The 20,704-nt window shown below is 40.2% G+C and carries 20 protein-coding genes and 1 tRNA gene; 17 read left to right on the top strand and 4 right to left on the bottom strand.

Annotation, left to right across the window (positions count from 1 at the left end; translation table 11 throughout):
- Positions 1 to 55: 55 nt before the first annotated feature.
- From infC to WA256_RS10850, 9 genes are all read left to right on the top strand, one after another.
- The gene (gene infC / locus WA256_RS10890) at positions 56 to 619 is read left to right on the top strand and encodes a translation initiation factor IF-3 (RefSeq protein ID WP_082389338.1); all 564 of its coding nucleotides are present in this window, start codon (positions 56 to 58) and stop codon (positions 617 to 619) included.
- Between the two features lie 208 nt (positions 620 to 827).
- A complete protein-coding gene (gene rpmI, locus WA256_RS10885; RefSeq protein WP_054554888.1) occupies positions 828 to 1,028 on the top strand; it encodes a 50S ribosomal protein L35 in 201 nt (66 codons plus the stop codon).
- Between the two features lie 15 nt (positions 1,029 to 1,043).
- Positions 1,044 to 1,403 (top strand): 50S ribosomal protein L20, encoded by a 360-nt coding sequence (rplT, locus tag WA256_RS10880; RefSeq protein WP_036968189.1) that lies wholly within the window; start codon positions 1,044 to 1,046, stop codon positions 1,401 to 1,403.
- A gap of 199 nt (positions 1,404 to 1,602) precedes the next feature.
- A complete protein-coding gene (locus tag WA256_RS10875; protein ID WP_335991264.1) occupies positions 1,603 to 3,399 on the top strand; it encodes a M14 family metallopeptidase in 1,797 nt (598 codons plus the stop codon).
- A 1-nt stretch (position 3,400) separates the two neighbouring features.
- Positions 3,401 to 4,042, top strand: coding sequence for an MBL fold metallo-hydrolase (locus WA256_RS10870; protein WP_062565306.1), 642 nt, complete (start codon positions 3,401 to 3,403; stop codon positions 4,040 to 4,042).
- 145 nt (positions 4,043 to 4,187) lie between these two features.
- Positions 4,188 to 4,646 (top strand): Lrp/AsnC family transcriptional regulator, encoded by a 459-nt coding sequence (locus tag WA256_RS10865; protein WP_036968198.1) that lies wholly within the window; start codon positions 4,188 to 4,190, stop codon positions 4,644 to 4,646.
- 144 nt (positions 4,647 to 4,790) lie between these two features.
- Positions 4,791 to 6,347, top strand: coding sequence for a SulP family inorganic anion transporter (locus WA256_RS10860; RefSeq protein ID WP_062565307.1), 1,557 nt, complete (start codon positions 4,791 to 4,793; stop codon positions 6,345 to 6,347).
- Between the two features lie 155 nt (positions 6,348 to 6,502).
- Entirely contained in the window at positions 6,503 to 7,576 is a 1,074-nt protein-coding gene (locus tag WA256_RS10855; RefSeq protein WP_054554884.1) for a sensor histidine kinase, read from the top strand.
- Positions 7,573 to 8,397, top strand: a complete 825-nt coding sequence (locus WA256_RS10850; protein WP_054554883.1) for a LytR/AlgR family response regulator transcription factor — start codon at positions 7,573 to 7,575, stop codon at positions 8,395 to 8,397. The genes WA256_RS10855 and WA256_RS10850 overlap by 4 nt, the downstream gene beginning before the upstream one ends.
- Positions 8,398 to 8,479: 82 nt before the next feature.
- On the opposite strand, the gene pyk is transcribed toward WA256_RS10850, so the two are convergent.
- Positions 8,480 to 9,913 carry a pyruvate kinase gene (pyk, locus tag WA256_RS10845; protein ID WP_138601084.1) on the bottom strand — a complete coding sequence of 478 codons (1,434 nt, stop codon included), beginning with the start codon at positions 9,911 to 9,913 and terminating at the stop codon, positions 8,480 to 8,482.
- Positions 9,914 to 10,336: 423 nt separating this feature from the next.
- Between pyk and gndA the strand changes: the two genes are divergently transcribed.
- Complete coding sequence (gene gndA, locus WA256_RS10840; RefSeq protein ID WP_054553937.1) at positions 10,337 to 11,710, top strand: NADP-dependent phosphogluconate dehydrogenase; 1,374 nt, start codon at positions 10,337 to 10,339, stop codon at positions 11,708 to 11,710.
- Between the two features lie 54 nt (positions 11,711 to 11,764).
- Here gndA and ansA read toward each other — a convergent pair whose 3' ends face one another.
- Both ansA and sppA read right to left on the bottom strand, forming a co-directional pair.
- Positions 11,765 to 12,775 (bottom strand): asparaginase, encoded by a 1,011-nt coding sequence (gene ansA / locus WA256_RS10835; protein ID WP_054561413.1) that lies wholly within the window; start codon positions 12,773 to 12,775, stop codon positions 11,765 to 11,767.
- Between the two features lie 59 nt (positions 12,776 to 12,834).
- Positions 12,835 to 14,700: a signal peptide peptidase SppA gene (gene sppA, locus WA256_RS10830; RefSeq protein WP_054561414.1), complete on the bottom strand. Its 1,866-nt coding sequence runs from the start codon at positions 14,698 to 14,700 to the stop codon at positions 12,835 to 12,837.
- A gap of 199 nt (positions 14,701 to 14,899) precedes the next feature.
- On the opposite strand from sppA, the gene WA256_RS10825 reads away from it, so the two are divergent.
- The 7 genes from WA256_RS10825 to WA256_RS10795 all read left to right on the top strand — a co-directional run bounded on the left by WA256_RS10825 (position 14,900) and on the right by WA256_RS10795 (position 20,131).
- Positions 14,900 to 16,861, top strand: coding sequence for an NADPH-dependent 2,4-dienoyl-CoA reductase (locus tag WA256_RS10825; protein ID WP_335991250.1), 1,962 nt, complete (start codon positions 14,900 to 14,902; stop codon positions 16,859 to 16,861).
- A gap of 61 nt (positions 16,862 to 16,922) precedes the next feature.
- The gene (locus WA256_RS10820) at positions 16,923 to 17,633 is read left to right on the top strand and encodes an HvfX family Cu-binding RiPP maturation protein (RefSeq protein WP_253108588.1); all 711 of its coding nucleotides are present in this window, start codon (positions 16,923 to 16,925) and stop codon (positions 17,631 to 17,633) included.
- Positions 17,634 to 17,696: 63 nt separating this feature from the next.
- Positions 17,697 to 18,245, top strand: coding sequence for an NAD(P)H nitroreductase (locus tag WA256_RS10815; RefSeq protein ID WP_335991247.1), 549 nt, complete (start codon positions 17,697 to 17,699; stop codon positions 18,243 to 18,245).
- Positions 18,246 to 18,444: 199 nt separating this feature from the next.
- Positions 18,445 to 18,822, top strand: a complete 378-nt coding sequence (locus tag WA256_RS10810) for a hypothetical protein (protein WP_054561417.1) — start codon at positions 18,445 to 18,447, stop codon at positions 18,820 to 18,822.
- A 73-nt stretch (positions 18,823 to 18,895) separates the two neighbouring features.
- Positions 18,896 to 18,986, top strand: a tRNA-Ser gene (locus tag WA256_RS10805).
- Between the two features lie 52 nt (positions 18,987 to 19,038).
- The gene (locus tag WA256_RS10800; protein ID WP_130166376.1) at positions 19,039 to 19,440 is read left to right on the top strand and encodes a hypothetical protein; all 402 of its coding nucleotides are present in this window, start codon (positions 19,039 to 19,041) and stop codon (positions 19,438 to 19,440) included.
- Positions 19,441 to 19,513: 73 nt separating this feature from the next.
- Complete coding sequence (locus WA256_RS10795) at positions 19,514 to 20,131, top strand: FKBP-type peptidyl-prolyl cis-trans isomerase (protein WP_054553930.1); 618 nt, start codon at positions 19,514 to 19,516, stop codon at positions 20,129 to 20,131.
- 68 nt (positions 20,132 to 20,199) lie between these two features.
- Here WA256_RS10795 and fur read toward each other — a convergent pair whose 3' ends face one another.
- Entirely contained in the window at positions 20,200 to 20,643 is a 444-nt protein-coding gene (gene fur, locus WA256_RS10790; RefSeq protein WP_335991238.1) for a ferric iron uptake transcriptional regulator, read from the bottom strand.
- Positions 20,644 to 20,704 lie beyond the last annotated feature (61 nt).

Raw genomic sequence — 20,704 nt, 5'->3', positions numbered from 1 at the left:
CATGAGCGTGTAGGGCAAAACAAACAGCCAACTACACGCTTTTTATTTTATATTCTTGGAGGATCGTACCATTAGAGGCGGCAAGAAAGGGCAACAAACAGCTCAAAAAAATCGTATCAACGAAGATATTACAGCTAAAGAAGTTCGTTTAATTGGCATCGACGGCGAGCAAGCTGGCATCGTGTCATTAAAAGAGGCGCAAGCTATCGCTGATGATGCGGGTGTAGATCTTGTAGAAATCAGTCCTAATGCTGAGCCACCTGTTTGTAAGGTTATGGACTACGGTAAGTTCATCTTTGAAAAAAGCAAAGAACTAAAAGAACAAAAGAAAAAGCAAAAGCAAATCCAGGTTAAAGAAATCAAATTCCGTCCAGGTACGGATGAAGGTGACTACCAGGTTAAGCTACGCAACTTACGCAAGTTCTTAGAAGCGGGTGATAAAGCTAAAATCACTATCCGTTTCCGTGGTCGTGAAATGGCTCACCAAGAAATTGGTATCGAATTATTAAACCGTGTTAAAGCCGATTTAGAAGATGTTTCACAAGTTGAATCATTCCCAAATCGTGTTGAAGGTCGCCAGATGGTTATGATGATGGCACCTATTGCTAAAAAGCAATAAACAGGGTATATTACGCACCGATTTTATTTCAGGTCTGCAAGTAACAGTTTACTGTTCACCTGAAATAACCGGTTATAAGTAAGGTTGCACTGCTTTTGTAGTGAGCCTTCACCGGACTATGGCAGTAAGTTAGGCCTTAAAAGTAGAGCTATTTTTATATCTCTCGCCTGCTTGCTAATTTTTAAGCAATACATTTGGAGTTATTGCAATGGCTTACAAGCTAAAAACTCACAGAGGCGCGGCTAAGCGTTTCAAGAAAACTGCTTCTGGCGGTTTCAAGCGTAAACAAGCGCATCTTCGTCACATTCTGACTAAGAAAACTTCTAAGCGTAAATTACACTTACGTCCTAAGATGATGGTTCATAAGAATGACCATGGTCTAGTTTCACGTATGTTACCATTCGCTTAATAGGAGTCTTCAGAAATGGCAAGAGTTAAACGCGGTGTTATCGCACGTGCACGTCACAAAAAAGTTTTAAAGCAAGCTAAAGGTTACTACGGAGCACGTTCACGTGTTTACCGCGTAGCTTTCCAGGCAGTTACTAAAGCGGGTCAATACGCTTACCGTGACCGTCGTGCTAAGAAACGTACTTTCCGTCAACTTTGGATTGCACGTATCAATGCAGCAGCTCGTCAAAACGGTCTTTCATACAGCCGTTTTATCAATGGTCTTAAAAAGACTTCTGTAGAAATCGATCGTAAGATCCTTGCAGATATCGCTGTTTATGACCAAGTTGCATTCGCAGCGCTTGTTGCAAAAGCAAAAGAAGGCCTAGCGGCTTAATTTCGCTTTTCATAAAGTTTAAAAAGGAGCCTAGTGCTCCTTTTTTTGATCTTAATTAATATTCATAACTAACAACGATTTTGCATAGCGTATGTCGTTTGCTCCATTTTTTTGTTGAATCACCGCAGTTTACGCAATCCATTCAGATTAGTTGTTATAATTTCCCCAATATAGAATAAGTACCGCACTTGAGAGTGATATGTTTGCGAGTTTAGTGTTTTTATCTGCTGCAGTAACTTTAGACAGCCACTTACCCCCACTGTTGCCATGGCAAGGCGATAGTGTGTCTTTAATGCAAGAAAAAGGACCTTTAACCACAGATTTTGAATTAAGCGAAGGCACTTTATCGCCTGATTATGCAGACACTATGGCGTTCGTAGATCGCCTTGTTGCCGCAAACCCAACACAATTCAAAGTAACGACAATTGCAACAAGCAGTGCGGGTCGTGCGGTTAAGATGTTAGTGGCGAATGAGCAAGGTTTGTTTGATGCCAAACAACTTGTTGCTGATACAAAACCAACCATCTTTATTCAAGCAGGCATTCACAGTGGTGAAATTGATGGCAAAGACGCCATGTTTATGTTGCTACGCGATATTGCAACAGGTAAACGCCGCGATATTCTCAGCAAAGTCAATATTCTGTTTATTCCTATTTTAAATGTTGATGGTCACGAGCGCAGTAGCCAATACAACCGTATTAATCAGCGTGGCCCGGTAGAAATGGGCTTTCGAACGAATGGTCTAAATTTAAATTTAAATCGCGATTACACTAAGCTTGATACACCCGAAGTACGCGGTGTGATGCAGGTTATTAATCAATTTAAGCCAGATTTATACGTGGATGTCCATGTAACCGATGGCGCTGATTACCAATATGATGTTACCTACGGCTATAATCCGGTTTTTTCTAGTGAATCACCAAGTGTGTCACAAGCGCTGGATAATCTATTTAAACCTGTTATTGATGCCAAACTCGAAAAAGCAGGGCATATTCCTGGTCCACTGGTTTTTGTAATGGACAAGCGTGAATTTAAAAAAGGTTTAGCAGGTTGGGTGGCAACACCACGTTTTTCAAATGGTTGGGGTGATTTACGTTCATTACCGACAATCTTAGTTGAGAACCACTCTTTAAAACCTTATAAGCAGCGCGTATTAGGTACTTATGTATTTATTGATGGTGCCATTGACGCTTTAGCTGCAAACGATAAAGCCCTTAATGAAGCGGTTCAAAAAGAGCTCGATTTTAAACCGACACAATTAGTTGTTGAACGTGGTTATGCTAAAGAGCCAGATACCATCGAATTTAAAGGGATCGCTTATTCAAGAACTGAAAGCGCATTGTCTGGGCAAGCTGAAGTTAAATATTTAGGTGAAGCTAAAAACTATGACGCATTACCGGTTTTTTGGCAAAAAGACGTTAAAAAGACCGTTAATGTTCCTACAGCGTTTTATATTCCGCCAGCATACAGCCAATTGGTAAGTAAGCTTAAATTACACGGCGTAGAGGTAACGACAGTGAATGGTTTTGCTTCTGAGCCATTAACGCAAGCAAGCGTTGCTGATTACTCATTTGCAAAAGCACCTTTTGAAGGACGTTTTCGTGTAGAGGCGACATTTGATTACAACACCGTAGAAAATGTCGATATGACCGGCTGGTACAAAGTCTCAACTGAGCAGCCATACTCAGAACTGGCTACACACTTACTACACCCAGAAGCGCCAGATTCATTCTTTGCTTGGGGCGAGTTTAATACTATTTTTCAGCGCACTGAATACGTTGAGAATTACGCTTTAATGCCTTATGCACGACAAATGCTTAAAGAAAAACCTGCATTGGCTTTAGAGTTCGATAAAAAAATTCGTGAAGATAAAAGCTTTGCAAAAGATGCTGATGCGCGCTTGCATTGGCTCTATGAGCGTACACCGTTTTATGATCAAGGCTATTTAAAATACCCAATTTTAATGGCGTTTGAACAGTTACAAAAAGGACAATAACATGAAAGTGATTGCTGTTCCTGTTACTGGCTTTGCGCAAAATTGCCGCATTATCATTTGCGAGCAAACGAATAAAGCGGCCTTGGTTGACCCAGGTGGTGATGCAGACAAACTTCAAGCAGAACTTGCTGCTTTAAATTGCCAATTAGAGGCAATTTACTTAACACATGGTCACTTAGACCATGTGGGCGCTGCAAAGCAACTCGCAGAGCATTTTAGCGTTGATATCATTGGCCCACATTTAGATGATAAATTTTGGTTTGATGCCTTGCCAATGCAAGCGCAAATGTTTGGTTTTGCACCAATTACACCATTTTATCCAACGAAGTGGCTAAATCATGGCGATACAATCACCGTAGGTGAACTTGAATTATCTGTACGCCATTGCCCAGGGCATACGCCAGGTCATGTTGTTTTTTACCACCAAGGTTCAGAACAGGTGATAGTGGGTGACGTGATTTTCCAAGGCTCTGTCGGTCGTACTGACTTTCCAAAAGGGGATAGTGCGCAATTACTCGAATCAATTAAGTCGGAGATTTTATCATTCTCTGATGAAGTTGCTATTTTGCCAGGCCACGGTCCGAATACCACCGTAGGGCATGAGCGAAAAACAAATCCATTTATTAGCGGACGTTTTGGTTAATGCCAACGTGTAACAATAGTTAAGTAGTTTGTAAGTGGAACGGTATAAAATTGCAATTTTTTTGCATAAATAGTAGAAAATAGGCAGACTGATTTTTAAATCAGTTATATAATTTAACCAGTATTTTTACAGAAAAAGAAATAAAATGTCTCTGAACCAAGTAGATCGCCAAATTTTGGCATTATTACAGCAGGATGCTAGCTTATCTACGGCAGAAATTGCCGATAAAGTTGGTTTATCTCAATCTCCATGTTGGCGTCGTATTGCTAAGCTTGAGCAAGATGGCTATATCAAAGGTAAAGTTGCTTTGCTTGACGAGAAAAAGCTTGGCTTTGATATGTTGGTCTATGCCCATGTTCGTCTATCTAACCACGGTAGAACGAATCTAGCTGAGTTTGAGCGTTTAATTATGAGCTATGATGAAGTAACCGAGTGTTACAGCATGGCGGGTACCATGGACTTCATGCTTCGAATTATTTCAAAAGGTATTGAAGGGTATGAGCAGTTTGTTCGTGATAACCTACTAAACCTTGAGTTTGTTCAAGAAGTTCACTCAAATGTGACCATGACATGCGTTAAGCGTAGTACGTCTTTACCTCTTTAATCTTTTTCTACTACGTTTTATTTTTTCGAAAACGGTTAGTGCTTTTAGGTACTAGCCGTTTTGTTGTTAATAATTGTTAACTTTTGCGGATTTTGCTAGAATTCTGCGCCTTGCCGAAATGCATTCACTATAAAGAGGAACTTAATGTTTAACTTACTCAGCAAAGCGCCAAGCTCTGCTAAAAACGATATTCTATCAGGCTTGACCGTTGCGTTGGCATTGGTACCAGAAGCGGTTGCGTTTGCTTTTGTTGCTAATGTTGAGCCTTTGGTTGGTTTATATGCCGCATTTATTGTTGGCTTAATTACGGCTATTTTTGGTGGTCGTCCAGGTATGATTTCTGGTGCTACCGGTGCACTAGCCGTTGTAATGGTAAGTTTAGTTCTAGATCATGGCGTAGAGTATTTATTTGCTACCGTCTTATTGATGGGGATACTGCAAGTACTCGCAGGTATCTTCAAGCTCGGCAAGTTTATTCGCATGGTTCCGCACCCAGTAATGCTGGGCTTTGTAAATGGTCTTGCGATTGTTATTTTCTTAGCTCAACTAGGGCAATTTAAAGTACCGGACGGTATGGGCGGCCAACAGTGGATGGAAGGGCAAGCACTTTATATTATGCTTGGCTTAGTAGCGTTAACTATGGCTATTATTCATTTCTTACCTAAGCTAACCACTGCTGTACCTTCATCGTTAGCTGCCATTGTAACTGTAACAGCGATTGTAATTGGTTTTGATTTAGAAGCGCGCACTGTACTTGATTTCTTAAAAGGAATGACAGGCAATGAGCAAGCAACGATTGCCGGTGGCTTGCCTGAGTTCCATATTCCTATGGTGCCATTTAATCTTGAAACATTAAAAATTATCTTCCCTTATGCATTAGTTTTAGCGGCGATTGGTTTGATTGAATCGTTATTAACACTGACCTTAATTGACGAAATTACTGAAACCCGTGGTCACAGTAATAAAGAGTGTATTGGTCAAGGCGCTGCAAATATTACCTGTGGTTTCTTTGGTGCAATGGGTGGTTGTGCGATGATTGGCCAATCTATGATCAATATTAATTCAGGTGGTCGCTCACGTTTATCTGGTATTAGTGCAGCATTAATACTGCTAGCATTCATTATTTTTGCAGCCAGCCTCATTGAGATGATCCCACTTGCTGCCTTAGTTGGCGTTATGTTCATGGTTGTACTTGGTACCTTCGAGTGGGCAAGCTTCAAAATGATGAAGCGTGTGCCTAAGTCTGATGCTTTTGTTATTGTGCTTGTTTCAGGCGTAACCGTAGTAACAGACCTTGCGATTGCAGTATGTGTGGGTGTGATTGTTTCGGCTTTAGTTTTTGCTTGGCAGCATGCGAAACACATTTACACAAGCAATTACATCGATGAGCAAGGCTCTAAAGTGTATGAGCTTCATGGTCCTTTATTCTTTGGTTCGGTTAAGAACTTTGCCGAGCTATTTGATGTTAAAAATGACCCAGAAGACGTGATCATTGAATTCAAACATAGCCGTGTTGCTGATCACAGTGCGATTGAAGCGATTGACAGCCTTGCAGACAAATACGCAAAAGTGGGTAAGAAACTGCATTTACGTCATTTAAGCCCTGATTGTATTCAACTTTTACACAATGCGCGTGATTTAGTTGAAGTGAATGTGATTGAAGATCCAAATTATAAAGTGGCTTCAGATAAACTAGCTTAAAAATAAAGCATAGAAAAAGCGAAGGTTGTTGTGGCCTTCGCTTTTTTAATGTCTGAAGAATGCGGTAAGGCTATAAAAAATTAAGATAGGCGGCAGTGCTTTGTTCTCGTGACTATCGGTATAATAAAAATAATTATGAAAGGTAATCTGATATTTTGAATTGGCAATCATTAGTTGATAATCGACAACGCTTTTTCTGGGTTTTGCAAATTGCAGGCTGGATAGGTTATGCGTTAGTTAATTATATCGGCTCAAAAGTCTTTGAAATGCGTGATATTTACGTATTTGTTATTGTATTAAACGCTTATGCAGGCTGTTTAATGACAGTACCTTTACGTTATATGTATCGTAAAGTTTGGAATGCCTCACCTTGGGTATTAATGCTTGTCGTTTTTGGTGCTTCCTATGTCACAGGCACATTATGGGCCGTTGTACAAAAATTCAATTTATGGGAAATCTACCGTCACGGTTACCGTCCAAATGAATGGTTTTATTACTTTCAACAAGGTTTAGATTCGGTTTATATCATTCTTTGTTGGAGTGGTTTGTATTTTGGTATTAAGTATTACCAGCTATTGCAAAGTGAGCGACAAAAGGCCCTCAAAGCAACCACTATGGCTCACGAAGCTCAGCTGAAAATGCTGCGCTATCAACTTAATCCGCACTTTTTATTTAATACCCTAAATGCAATCTCAACCTTAATTTTGGTAAAAGAGAACAAAGATGCAAATTTAATGGTGTCAAAATTGAGTGACTTCTTACGATACACACTCAATACAGACCCAATAAAAAAGGTGCCATTAGAGCAAGAAATTCATGCCCTCATGCTGTACTTAGAAATTGAAAAAGTACGCTTTGATGAACGTTTACAAGTTAATGTAGATGTAAGCGAGCAGGCAAAAGAAGCCTTGGTACCAAGCTTGATCCTCCAACCTATTATCGAAAACTCGATAAAGTATGCGATAGCGCAACTAAATGAAGGTGGTGTGATTGATATTAAAGCACAAGTTTTTGCAAATGAACTATTATTGGAAGTAGGCGATAATGGTCCTGGCACTGAGCTTAAAAATGGCCAACTGGTTAATTCTCAAGGCGTTGGCATAGCTAATACACAGGACCGCTTAAAAACACTTTATGAGAACAACTACTCGTTTGTTCTCTCTGACAATACGCCAAGTGGATTAAAAGTTAATCTGCGCGTTCCGTTTGAAAAGGCTGTTAAGAAATGAGCAAAATTAGAACTTTGATCGTTGATGATGAACCGCTAGCAAGAAAAGGCTTAGCAGTTCGACTTTCTGAGTTTGACGATTTAGAAGTCATTCGTTTATGTAGCAATGGTCAAGAAGCAATTGATGAATGCTTATCGGGCAATATTCAATTGGTTTTCTTAGATATTCAAATGCCAAATATGAACGGTTTTGAAGTTGCAAGAGCACTTAGTGAGAGCGTAAATCCATTACCCGCTATTGTGTTTGTAACGGCTTTTGACCAGTTTGCAGTTAAAGCATTCGAGATTCATGCGTTGGATTATATTCTTAAACCAGTCGATGACAACAGACTAAAACAGGCGGTAGAAAAAGTGCATACCTATTTAAAAACGCAACAAGATAACGCCCATAAGAAAAAACTAGCGAGCTTTGTTGCAGGTATTACAGGCAATAATTGCGAAGAAATTTTAAAGAAGTTAGCAACGGGCGATAGCCTTGCTGACCGTCGTTATCCAGAATCATTAGCTGTAAAAGAGCAGGGTGAGATTGTTCGTGTGCCTGTTATTACAATTCAATGGGTTGATGCGGCTGGTGACTATATGTGCCTTCATTGCCAAGATGGGCAAACGCATATCCTTCGTAAAACAATGAAAGAGCTTGAACAAGAGCTTGATCCACAACTATTTGTGCGAGTTCATCGCAGTGCCATTGTGAATACTAAGCAAATTAGCAAACTTGTAACTCAAGTAAGCGGTGAGTATCTTTTAGTGCTAGATAACGGCCAAGAACTAAAAGTAAGCCGTAGCTATCGCGATAAAGTGAAAGCAGCGCTCGCGAGCTAATAGCTATTCAAAATTTAATAAGTTAAAAACAAAAAAGGCGCAATTATTAATTGCGCCTTTTTTAATGAAAATTCGTAACAGATTAAACAGTTACAATCTTCATAGTGTTTGTTGCACCAATAGTTTCCATTGCATCACCGTGAGTTAAAATCACAGTATCACCTGCTACTAGTGAGCCTTGCTCAACAAGTGTGTTTAATGCATCACGTACCATGCTTTCGTCTTCACACTTCGTTGAATCGAAAAATACAGGATAAACACCACGGTAAAGTGCTGTTTGACCCAGCGTGCTTGGATGACGTGATAATGAATAAATTGGTAAACCAGAGCTGATGCGCGACATCAATTTAGCTGTGCTACCTGATTCAGTTAGAGTCACAATTGCTTTAACAGAATCTAAGTGGTTAGCTGCATACATCGCAGATAATGCAATTGATTCAGCATTTGATGAAAAACGGCTGTCTAAACGATGCTTAGAAACGTGAGTTTCTTTTTGTGATTCAGCACCTAAACAAACGCGAGCCATAGTCGCTACGGTTTCTTCAGGGTAGTCACCAGCGGCTGTTTCAGCAGATAACATAACTGCATCAGTACCATCTAATACGGCGTTTGCTACGTCCATAACCTCTGCACGTGTTGGCATAGGGTTATCGATCATTGATTCCATCATTTGTGTTGCAGTAACAACAGTACGGTTAAGTGAACGAGCACGGCTAATGATAAGCTTTTGTTTACCAACAAGCGCCGCATCACCAATTTCAACACCTAAGTCACCACGCGCAACCATTACAGCGTCAGAAGCAAGTACGATATCATCAATTGCTTCAACAGTTTCAACGGCTTCTGCACGTTCGATTTTTGCTAATAGTTGTGCGTTTGAGCCAGCTGCTTCTGCTAAAGAGCGAACATAACGCATGTCATCACCACTGCGTGGGAATGAAACAGCAATATAATCAACGCCAATCTCAGTGGCAGTGATTAAATCTTCTTTATCTTTATCAGTGAAAGCAGGGGCTGTTAAACCACCACCTAAACGGTTGATACCTTTGTTATTTGAAAGTACGCCACCAACAGTAACAGTCGTGTGAACTAGGTCACCGTCAACGCTATCTACTGTTAATTGAATTAATCCGTCGTTTAATAACAGTAAGTCGCCTGTTTTAACGTCGTTAGGTAGCTCTTTATAGTCGATACCTACTGCATTAACGTCGCCTTGGCCTTTTTCCATTTTCGCATCAAGGGTAAATTTTGCGCCAACTTCTAGGTTTACTTTACCGTCTTTAAACGTTGATACACGAATTTTAGGACCTTGTAAGTCTGCAAGGATAGCAACGTGTTTGCCTAAACGCTTAGCAATGCTGCGTACCGCTTCAGCGCGGTCTTTGTGATCTTGTGCTACGCCATGTGAGAAGTTCAAACGAACCACATTTGCACCTGCACGAATAATTTTTTCTAGGTTGTTATCGCGATCGGTTGCCGGTCCAAGGGTCGCAACAATTTTTGTGCGTCTTAGCATCAAATTCTCCTGTGCGCTCAAATATATTAAGCGAATTGATGGTTATCTATTAAAATGTCGTGCTATAAACCTTTAATATAGGCTTATACATAAGCACAATGTAGAACTCATAAGTAAAAAATGATTGTTTTTACTTATGAGAATCTGGCTCTTTGTATTAATTATAGAGTATACAAAGGGTGAATGACGTTATTATGACACCGGTGTCAGGTAGCGTCAATACACATACCTTTTTAAAGGGTATTATAAAAATCTGGTCCGATGCCTTGGTTATTTTGATATAATGAGGGCAACGTCGCTTCATGATTTCGATGATTTATCTCAAGTTGGCTGTCAAGCTCGCATTTTTGGGCTGCTTGGGTATAATGCGCGCGTAATTATTTTGATTAACTAACCAATAGTTGTTACCGAGGAGGACACTAAATGCAAGTTGCATTAGTAGGGTTAGGCGTTATGGGTAAAAATCTTGCCCTCAACCTGATTGAAAAAGGGCTGACATTAGTAGCTTATGATAAAAACCCAGATGCGGGTGCCGAGTTACTAAGCTGTGCGAAAGCACTAGGTTTGGCAGACCGTTTACATATTGTGTCTGATTTAAATGATATGGTTAGACGCTTAGAGCCGCCTCGTTCGATTCTTCTTTTAGTTCCTGCTGGTGAATTGGTTGATAAAGTATGTACAGAGCTTGCAGAAGCAGGTGTTGACTGTGATGACATTATCGTAGATTGCGGCAACAGTAACTACAAAGATGGCATTAGCCGTAAACTTAAATATCAAAACAAATTTGAATTTGCCACTATGGGTATTTCTGGCGGTGCAGAAGGCGCACGTCACGGTCCTGCAATGATGGCAAGTGGTTCAGAAGGCGGCTGGGAGCGTGTTGAGCCGTGGTTTGAAAAAGTAGCGGCAAGCTACAAAGGTGAGTCGTGTTTTGCACGTGTAGGACAATCTGCAAGTGGTCACTTTGTGAAAATGGTGCATAACGGTATCGAATATGCGTTAATGCAATTAATTGCAGAAATGTATCAACTATTACGTTTAGGTACTAATCGTTCACCAAAAGAAGTGGCTGACATTTTCAATGAATGGTCTGAAGGCACTTTAAATAGCTACTTATTGTCAATTTCAAGCCATATCTTAAGCCTTGAAACGACAGAAGGTGAGCCGCTAGTTGATTTAATCGACAATAAGGTTGGCGCGAAAGGTACAGGTTTATGGACTGCACAAAATGCCTTAGAGCTTGGTATTGCAGTGCCATCACTAGTTGCAGCTGTTCAAGCACGTCACTTAACAAATACTTGTGATACGCATGCTGCTAAAGAAATGACTTACGCTGCTAAAGCAACTGATACCGTTGATTTAGACTTAGCAGAGCTAAAAGATGCATTCACATTGGCAAGTTTACTTGCTTACCGTCAAGGTTTAGCCCTTATTAAAGGTGCGTCTCGTGCCCATCAGTGGAAAGTAGATCTTTCTAAAACGCTACAAACGTGGCGCGCAGGTTGTATCATCCGTGCTGATTACTTAGACAATGTAGCTGAAGGTGTAGAATTTATTGATTCTATGCAGCGTGAATCAGCAGCATTACGTAAGGTAACGGGTGCAGCAGTTGCATCTGGTCTTGCATTCCCAGTGTTAACTGCAACGCAAACTTACATTGCGACGTTAACAACACCAAGTAATGGTCACCTTGTTCAAGCACAACGTGACTACTTCGGTGAGCATGGTATTAAAACTCATAGTGGTGAGATTTGCCATTTAACAGACTTAGTTGAGATTGACGAAAAAGTTCGTTAATTATCAAAAAGCATAAAAAAGGCACCAATTGGTGCCTTTTTTGTATTTACTGTATTAACGACTTAGCTCACCGCGCAGGTTGTCTTGCATCAAGTGACGAATTGTTTCTACTTCAAGCTTTTGACTAAATAAGTAGTGTAACTTGGTCAAACAGGCTTCTAATGTCATATCGTAGCCACTGATCACACCACAATTTAATAAGGCATTACCGGTTGCATAACCGCCCATATTAACTTGGCCTTTTAAGCACTGCGTTAGATTAACAATTACCATACCGCGTTTACTTGCATCATTAAGAATATCTAAGAATGCCGGATCTTGCGGGGCATTACCCACGCCAAAACTTAATAAAACAAGTGCTTTGATGTCGTCATTAACTAAACTTTTAACCACTTTTGGGCTGATCCCAGGATAGAGATAAAGCACACCTATTGGCTGTGGCGTGATATTTGACACCTGTAGTTCATTATCAACGTAAGGGCTTAGTTGCCCTTTAATAAGTTGAATATTAATTCCTGACAGTGCTAATGGTTCAAGGTTCGGTGATGCAAAGGCATCAAAGCCATCAGCATGGGCTTTTGTTGCACGGTTACCACGGAATAATTGGTTATTAAAAAACAGGCTTACTTCAGCAATTGGGTAATTAGCGGCTAAATACATGGCATTAAGTAAGTTTACTTGGCCATCAGAACGAAGTTGCGACAATGGAATTTGTGAGCCTGTCACAATCACAGGTTTTGTTAGGTTTTCGAACATGAAAGACAAAGCAGAAGCTGTGTAGGCCATAGTATCGGTACCATGCAAAACCACAAATCCATCATAGTCTTGGTATTTACTTTTAATATCGTCAGCAATTAATTGCCAGTGGGCAGGGGACATATCTGAAGAATCAATGAGCGGGCAATATTCGTGAATATCAAACAAAGGCATTTCATCACGATTAAACTCTGCATTATTGACCACTGTTTCGGTTAAAAAACCTTCTGCCGGAACATAGCCGCGGCTCGATTTTTTCATACCGATAGTACCACCCGTATAGGCGATATATATACGTTTACGTTTCATAAAAAAAGCCCAGTTAAATAACTGGGCTTAGTATACCTAAAATCGCTTAGCTAAGTAACTTATTGAATTACATTACACACTAAACAACGAGCGTAAACGCCTTGTGGATCGTTGTAATCTTTTAGGTTATCAATTTCACTACTTAACTGATTAATAAGGCTTTGTAAGTTAGCTTGTGTTGCTAGTACTGATTGTGATGAATCAGACTTAGCAAAGAAGCTCTTAACAGCCGCGGTGCCAAAGATATCTTGCAGCATTTGCTCTTGTGGTGTTAATGACTGTTTGATGGTCTTAACATCATAATGATTAAGCTTAGCAAGCTCAGCTGCCGCCTTAATTGCATCTTGCTTATCACCAAGTTTATCAACTAAACCTAGTTCTTTTGCTTGAGTTGCAATCCATACACGGCCTTGGGCAATTTTATCAACTTGCTCAGGGGTCATGTTACGCGCTTCAGCCACTACATTTAAAAAACGTTTGTATGCATTTTCAACGCTCATTTGAATGATATCTGACATCTTCTCATCAAGTGGGCGTGCAATAGAGAAGCCAGCGAGGTCTGTTGTAGCAACGCCATCTGAGTAAATACCTAATTCAGCCATTGTGTTTTCAAATGTCATGAAAGTACCGAATACACCGATTGAACCTGTAATTGTGCTAGGGGCTGCCCAAATTTCATTGGCTGCAGATGCAATCCAGTAACCACCTGATGCTGCCACTGAGCTCATTGAAGCGATAACTGGTTTACCCGCTGCCTTAAGAGCTAATACTTCAGCACGGATAACTTCAGAAGCAAACATACTACCACCACCTGAATCGATGCGTAGTACTACGGCTTTTACTTTGTCGTCAAGACGCGCTTTGCGAAGTAGGGCTGCTGTAGAGTCACCACCAATTTCACCTGCTTTACGCTCGCCATCAACAATGGTGCCTTTCGCAACAACCACAGCTACTTTTTCAGTGATTGGGTTATCGAACTCAACAGGCGGTTTTACCAGCGATAAATACTCACGGAAGCTTACTTGCTTAAAGGTTTTGCCTGTTTCTTCTGCACCAACTAACTCAATAAGCTGTTGGCGAATTTGTTGTGAGGTTTTTAAAGAATCAACCCACTGATTATTTAACGCGTACTGACCCGAGTTACCGTCAACTGCTTGCATTTTTGCAAGGTAAACATCCATATCTTCATCGAAATTACTTTCATCGAATGGACGGCTTGCAGCAACGTCAGTTTTATACTCGTTCCAAAGTGCAGTTAACCAAACGCTATTCGCTTCTTTTGCCGCATCTGACATGTCATTACGAATAAATGGCTCAACCGCTGACTTGTAAGTACCCACACGGAAAATATGTTGAGTCACTTTTAACTTTTCAAGCGCATCTTTGAAATAAAGCGGGAACATACCGTAGCCTTCAATGCTTACACCACCATAAGGGTGCATAGACACTTCATTAGCGTGGGCTGCAATATAGTATTGAGCTTGTGTATAGTAATAGCCCGTTGCAATAACTTGCTTGCCTGCCTCTTTAAAGGCATCAATAGCTTTAGTTATTTGTTTTAGCTTATTGATGTGTGCACTTGGCATTTTTTGTAGATCAAGAAGCATTACACTGATGCGATCATCTTTAGTTGCTTGGTTGATCACTTCAACAACATCATCAAGAAGAATTTCTGATGGTGCTTCTTTACCCATAGTTGCATCGTTGATTGCTGCTTCTACAGGATCAACATACGTTTTTTCTTCAACAATAGGGCCATTTAAGTTTAGGCGTAGCACGGTTCCGTCTGCTACTTTTACTTGGTCTTCTTCACCTGTGATGGCAACAAAGAAGAGTATTACTAGTAATAGAAATAATATGTTTAGGACCAAACGGCGGGAGAAATTAATCCCGGTCCAAATGCCTTTAAATATCTTTGCTAGCAAAATAAATCCTTAATTCAGTACAGCTTAGTAGTGATCTCATCTTAGCTTAGAATAACTTTAAATTTAACTGTTAAATAGTAACAGAGTGTTTAAAACGACAATTTGCTACAGAATAATTACCGGTGAAAAGTTGATTATTCTAAGTTATTGCCGCAGAATCTATTTCAAATAGAGGTTCGACCAGTTAACGGGGCACACAATGTTAGAACAAAAATTACAATTACCGCATACCGAACTTCGTAATCGTTTGGTTATGGGCTCAATGCATACCGGCTTAGAAGAAGGCTGGCATAACCGTAAACGCTTACGTGCATTCTACGAAGCACGTGCCAAAGGCGGCACGGGTTTAATCATTACAGGTGGTTATAGCCCAAATATTCGTGGCAAGCTATCTCCGTTCGCATCAACATTTAACTCATTTTATGATGTGATCAAACACAAAGCATATACTGATGCAGTGCATCAGCATGGCGGAAAAATTTGCTTACAATTATTGCATGCAGGTCGCTATGCTTATCATCCATTCAATCAAGCGCCAAGCTCAATTCAGGCACCTATTAATCCGTATAAACCTAAAGAAATGTCGTTAGGTTCAATTAAAAAAACCATCAAAGACTTTGCTAACTCTGCAAAATTGGCTGAAAAAGCAGGTTATGACGGTGTTGAAATCATGGGTTCTGAAGGTTATTTGATTAATGAATTCATGGCTAACCACACTAATAAAAGAACAGACAACTATGGCGGTAGTTTAGAAAACCGCATGCGCTTGGCGGTAGATATTGTTAAAGCTGTACGCGCTAAAGTAAGTCAAAAGTTTATTATTGTATTTCGTTTGTCTGTTATGGATTTAATTCCTAATGGATCAACACCTGATGAAGTAAAACAACAAGCCCTAGCACTTGAACAAGCAGGCGTTGATATCTTTAACACCGGTATTGGTTGGCACGAAGCTCGTGTACCAACGATTGCCAGTATGGTACCACCAGGTGCATTTAAAGAAGCATCAAAACGCTTGAAAGAAACGGTGTCTGTGCCTGTTATCGCGGTCAACCGTATTAATACTCCAGAAATTGCCAATGGAATTTTAGAAGCAGGCGAGTCTGATTTAATTTCGATGGCACGTCCTTTATTAGCAGATCCAGAGTTCTTCAATAAATACGTTAATAATAAGTCTGAGCAAATTAATATTTGTATTGGTTGTAATCAGGGCTGTTTAGATCATGTGTTTAAAAATAAACGTGCAACCTGTTTGGTTAACCCACAAGCGGCTTTTGAGTTAGATTACAGCCTTGAAAAAGCACCATCTTCTCGATTAGTACTGGTTGTAGGGGCAGGCCCTGCTGGCCTTGCTGCAAGTTGTTACTTAGCAGCGAAAGGTCACAAAGTGACTTTAATTGAACGTAAAGAACAAATGGGTGGCCAATTTAATTTAGCCATGCAAGTGCCGGGTAAAGAAGACTTTAACCATACCCTTAACTACTTTACTAATGAATTAAAGCGTTTAAATGTCGATTTACAGCTCGGTACTGAGTTTACTGACAATATGATCAATCAATACGATGATGTGGTGTTTGCAACAGGCGTACGTCCGCGTGAAGCCAAAATAGAATGCAGTGATGGCAAACGTGTATTCGCTTATGATGAAGTAATTCGTGGTGAAGTAGAACTAGGCGAGAAAATTGCGATTCTAGGTGCCGGTGGTATCGGTTTTGATATGGTTGCCTTTTTAAGTGAACACAAAGGCCAAACAATTGAGCAATTCAAAACTCAATGGGGTATTGAATGCGAAGCTGCGCCTGAAAAAGACAATCGCCAAATTTACATGCTTAAGCGAAGTGCAGGGCGCTTTGGTAGTGAACTGGGTAAAACAACGGGGTGGATCCATCGTCAAGTTGCTAAACAACACGGTGTTAAACAAATCGCTGAGTGTCAGTATCTAAGCTTTGATAAGCAAGGTTTGAAAATTACTGTAAAAGGTGAAGAGCAAATCCTCGATGTTGATACTGTGATTGCCTGTATTGGTCAGGTGTCAAATACTGAAACGTTCGATAATCAAACCGAAAACGCTAAAGTACACGTTATTGGTGGCGCAAAACTAGCTGCTGCTATTGATGCTAAACGTGCGATTTTTGAAGCGCTACAAGTTGCTCGTAAAATTTAATTGAAAGTAAACTAGAAAACGTGCGGTCTGTGTGATTAATCTATTTAGTCACGAGACCGCTATGTTGAACACACACCTAATACCCCTTTACCATCGCATTTTAAATAAACTGCAGTTTTTAGATGGGCTCCCGAGTCTATTAATTCGCTTAATTTTAGCACCAGTGATGATCATTGCCGGCTTTAATAAACTAGCTTTAAGCGGTGATGTAACTCATTTTTATCAATACTTTTTAGCATCAGATGATATTGTTGCTTGGTTTGGAAATAGTGACTGGGGTTTAGGCCTACCTATGCCCTCTGTATTAGCCTTTTTAGCTGCATGGACTGAGTTTTTAGGGGGGATCTTTATATTATTGGGTTTATTTACTCGTTTAACAGCTATTCCTTTGATGATCACCATGCTGGTTGCAGCGACAACAGTACATGCCAGTAATGGCTGGTTTGCTGTAACACCCACAGATGCCAGTACCAGCCCTGCGAGAGTACTGAATTGGCTAGCAATACCAGGAAGTGAAGCCAGTTTAGTCAATTCCAATGAAGCCAGTGAGCGATTAACCAAAATGCGCGAGTTGCTAGAAACGCATGGTTATACAGAGTACCTCTATGCGAAAGGAAAACCTGTGATTTTAAATAATGGTATTGAGTTTTCCGCAATATACTTTGTTATGCTCTTAAGTTTATTTTTTGTAGGGGGCGGTCGTTACGTTAGTTTAGATTATTGGTTAACTAGAAAAGCATCGAATAGCTTTATTGCTATTAAAGATAAATGATAAGCTTGGGTTTTCTGCCCCGATTATTCAGGGGCATCGTACTTAAGCATTTACGGAATATTCATGGACGCTTTAACGCTATTACAAACTCGACAATCAGATCCTCGCCTTGCCGCACCAGGACCAACTGCAGAACAACTTGAAATTATTAAGCGAGCGGCCATAAAAGTGCCTGATCATGGCTGTATTGCGCCTTGGCGGTTTATTGTGGTTGAAGGCGACGCACGTAATAAATTAGGAGATATCTACCATCAAGCCGCTGTTGCTGAAAACCAAGATGATAGAACCATTGAGCGCGCTAAAGAGCTACCGCTGCGTTCGCCTATGATGATCATTGCCATTGCTGATGTAACTGAAAACCCAAAAGTGCCACGTATTGAACAAGTACAAAGTGCAGGCTGCGCTGTACTTGCAATGCAACAAGCGGCCTTTGCTCAAGGTTTAGGGGGCATTTGGCGTACAGGTTATTTTGCACAGAGCCCAGCTGTTAAAGCGGCACTTGGTTGTAAAGAAGATGATGAGATTGTTGGCTACCTATATTTAGGTACGCCAGAAGTAGACATTAAAAAACCAATCAGACACAAGCCAGAGACATTTTTTGAGAATTTATAAATATTAGGAACTTTTTTGCAGTTAAGCAGTCAGACACTATTAAGCTTACTTATGTTAGTTTTTTTAGATTTAGCTTAGCTGTAAGAAGCGCACGGATGCAAAAAACGAAATAATTCTTCTTCAGTGTGTTTTTTAATCGGTTATTTTTTGTTAACGTATGGATAGTCTTAAAAAAATAACGATAAAGAAGACGAGAACGATGGGAAACTTATTTTTACGTGAAAAAGAAAATTGGTTCGCTTGGTCAATTTGGGGCTTAGTTGGCGCCGTGGTCACTTTTTTTGTTGCCATGTCTACGAAGCAACCTCATTACCTTGGCTTGTCTGCTGTAGTGGTATTACTCCTACTGACTTGGTGGATGCAAAGCACTAAACGTTTCGATTTCGGCCGCGCTTTTAAAATTTGTTGCTACGTTTTAACGATCACCTGCTTACCAGCCTTTGCATTAGTCATTATACCTAGCTATAACCTCAATAAAATTGACGTAATAGTGCAGGGTTCAGGCTTTGCAATTGTTAGTTTAATTGTTTGTTTAGTTTGCTCTTTAATCGCAAAGCGCCCTAAGCAGTACTATTAAAATTACTTTTTTAAAGTTTTTTACATTTAAGGCTTTACAACGAACGCAGTAAACACTATTATGCGCGCCGTACGGAGAGATGGCAGAGTGGTCGAATGCACCGGTCTTGAAAACCGGCAGGGGTTTGTAGCCCCTCTAGGGTTCAAATCCCTATCTCTCCACCATTATTTAGAAAAACCGCCTTCAGGGCGGTTTTTTGCTATCTGGAGAAAAGTAATGTCAGCAAGCGAGTCTTCTTCTACACTAATGCGCATTGTTAAACATGTTCTGCTTTGGTGTATCTTTTCTTATTTTTATCACAGCGGGATCAATGTACTTGTAGCTATGGCCCATGATGCGCAGCCTGATTACGGGCTAATATCTTCAATCGCTTATGGTATTGGCTTTAATGTGTTAGTAGGGCACCTTATTGGCAAATACGACAAGCATTGGCCTGTCATTGCTGCATGTGTGATTTCGACTGTGGGTCTTATTGCCGTGCCTTTAGTTATGTTAGGCAAAGATGGTTTAATGAGCGGCTTTTTTATTGCTTCGATGATCGCTACATTACCTGTTGCGACATTTGTAATTGATAAAATAAAGCAGCGAATTAGTGCAAACACTGAGCAAACGCAGTAAAACTAGGCGATATTCGTTGTTTTTTTATGTTAGTATGAGCACGTCTTTTAACTAAATAAACGTGAATTAAAACATGTCAGATAATTTTACAACAGACGCTGAAAAAGCAAGTTACGGTATTGGTTTACAAATGGGTGAGCAATTAAAAGCGAATCCATTCGAAGGTTTAAACTTAAATTCTGTATTTGAAGGTATGAAAGACGCATACACTGGTAACGATTTCCAAGTTGAAATCCCAGCAATTCAAGCAGCTTTTGAGAAAATCAACGCTGAGATCCAAGCTCGTCGTGAAGAAGAAGCTAAAGTTCTTGCAGCTGAAGGTATTGCATTCTTAGAAGAAAATGCAAAACGTCCTGAAGTAACAGTAACTGAATCAGGTCTTCAATACGAAGTACTTACTGCAGGCGACGGTGAAAAACCAACTGCAGATTCAACAATCCGTGCACACTACCACGGTACACTAATCAACGGTACAGTATTTGATAGCTCATACGAGCGTGGTCAACCAGCTGAATTCCCAGTTGGCGGTGTAATCAAAGGTTGGACTGAAGCAGTACAAATGATGGGTACTGGTTCTAAGTGGCGCTTATACGTACCACACGAACTTGCTTACGGTGAGCGCGGTGCTGGTGCAGCAATCGCTCCTTTCTCAACGCTAATCTTTGACGTTGAGCTATTAGAAATCATCTAATCGATTTCAAATAGACATAAAAAAACCTGCTTAAAGCAGGTTTTTTTATGTCTGAAACAAATAGCTAATTAGCTATTTGATTCAGCGTATTCTTTACACGCAGCAGTGTCTTCACATTCACCATATAGGTAAAGAGAGTGGTTAGTCAGTTTAATACCATTCCCTGTTGCGATTTCTTCTTGACGACGTTCAATAGTATCGTCTTCAAACTCAACAACCTTACCACATTTTAGGCACACTAAGTGGTCATGGTGAGTGCTACCTGATAATTCAAATACTGACTTGCCGCCTTCGAAGTGGTGGCGAGATACAATACCTGCATCATCAAATTGGTTAAGAACACGGTAGACAGTTGCAAGACCAATCTCTTCGCCTTTGTCTAAAAGAATTTTATAGACATCTTCAGCGCTGATGTGTTGGTTGTCTGGAGATTGCAGAATCTCTAAAATTTTAATACGCGGCAGAGTTACTTTTAACCCTGCTTTTTTTAATTCCAAGTTGTGATCAGTCATTCAATCTGTCTCAATTTTATTTAGTTATACTAGGCATCATCAAGATGCACACGACACATTA

Source organism: Pseudoalteromonas sp. CH_XMU1449-3 (assembly GCF_037027245.1).
GTDB classification, from domain to species: domain Bacteria; phylum Pseudomonadota; class Gammaproteobacteria; order Enterobacterales; family Alteromonadaceae; genus Pseudoalteromonas; species Pseudoalteromonas shioyasakiensis.
The sequence above is the reverse complement of the archived record's forward strand: the minus strand, read 5'-3'. Positions and strand labels throughout refer to the sequence as shown.

Bases quoted from the DNA above. Each gene is read 5' to 3' on its own strand.
- rpmI (WP_054554888.1), top strand. From the start codon at position 828: ATGGCTTACAAGCTAAAAACTCACAGAGGCGCGGCTAAGCGTTTCAAG.
- rplT (WP_036968189.1), top strand. From the start codon at position 1,044: ATGGCAAGAGTTAAACGCGGTGTTATCGCACGTGCACGTCACAAAAAA.
- WA256_RS10875 (WP_335991264.1), top strand. From the start codon at position 1,603: ATGTTTGCGAGTTTAGTGTTTTTATCTGCTGCAGTAACTTTAGACAGC.
- WA256_RS10870 (WP_062565306.1), top strand. From the start codon at position 3,401: ATGAAAGTGATTGCTGTTCCTGTTACTGGCTTTGCGCAAAATTGCCGC.
- WA256_RS10865 (WP_036968198.1), top strand. From the start codon at position 4,188: ATGTCTCTGAACCAAGTAGATCGCCAAATTTTGGCATTATTACAGCAG.
- WA256_RS10860 (WP_062565307.1), top strand. From the start codon at position 4,791: ATGTTTAACTTACTCAGCAAAGCGCCAAGCTCTGCTAAAAACGATATT.
- WA256_RS10850 (WP_054554883.1), top strand. From the start codon at position 7,573: ATGAGCAAAATTAGAACTTTGATCGTTGATGATGAACCGCTAGCAAGA.
- pyk (WP_138601084.1), bottom strand. From the start codon at position 9,913: ATGCTAAGACGCACAAAAATTGTTGCGACCCTTGGACCGGCAACCGAT.
- gndA (WP_054553937.1), top strand. From the start codon at position 10,337: ATGCAAGTTGCATTAGTAGGGTTAGGCGTTATGGGTAAAAATCTTGCC.
- ansA (WP_054561413.1), bottom strand. From the start codon at position 12,775: ATGAAACGTAAACGTATATATATCGCCTATACGGGTGGTACTATCGGT.
- WA256_RS10825 (WP_335991250.1), top strand. From the start codon at position 14,900: ATGTTAGAACAAAAATTACAATTACCGCATACCGAACTTCGTAATCGT.
- WA256_RS10820 (WP_253108588.1), top strand. From the start codon at position 16,923: ATGTTGAACACACACCTAATACCCCTTTACCATCGCATTTTAAATAAA.
- WA256_RS10815 (WP_335991247.1), top strand. From the start codon at position 17,697: ATGGACGCTTTAACGCTATTACAAACTCGACAATCAGATCCTCGCCTT.
- WA256_RS10810 (WP_054561417.1), top strand. From the start codon at position 18,445: ATGGGAAACTTATTTTTACGTGAAAAAGAAAATTGGTTCGCTTGGTCA.
- WA256_RS10800 (WP_130166376.1), top strand. From the start codon at position 19,039: ATGTCAGCAAGCGAGTCTTCTTCTACACTAATGCGCATTGTTAAACAT.
- WA256_RS10795 (WP_054553930.1), top strand. From the start codon at position 19,514: ATGTCAGATAATTTTACAACAGACGCTGAAAAAGCAAGTTACGGTATT.
- fur (WP_335991238.1), bottom strand. From the start codon at position 20,643: ATGACTGATCACAACTTGGAATTAAAAAAAGCAGGGTTAAAAGTAACT.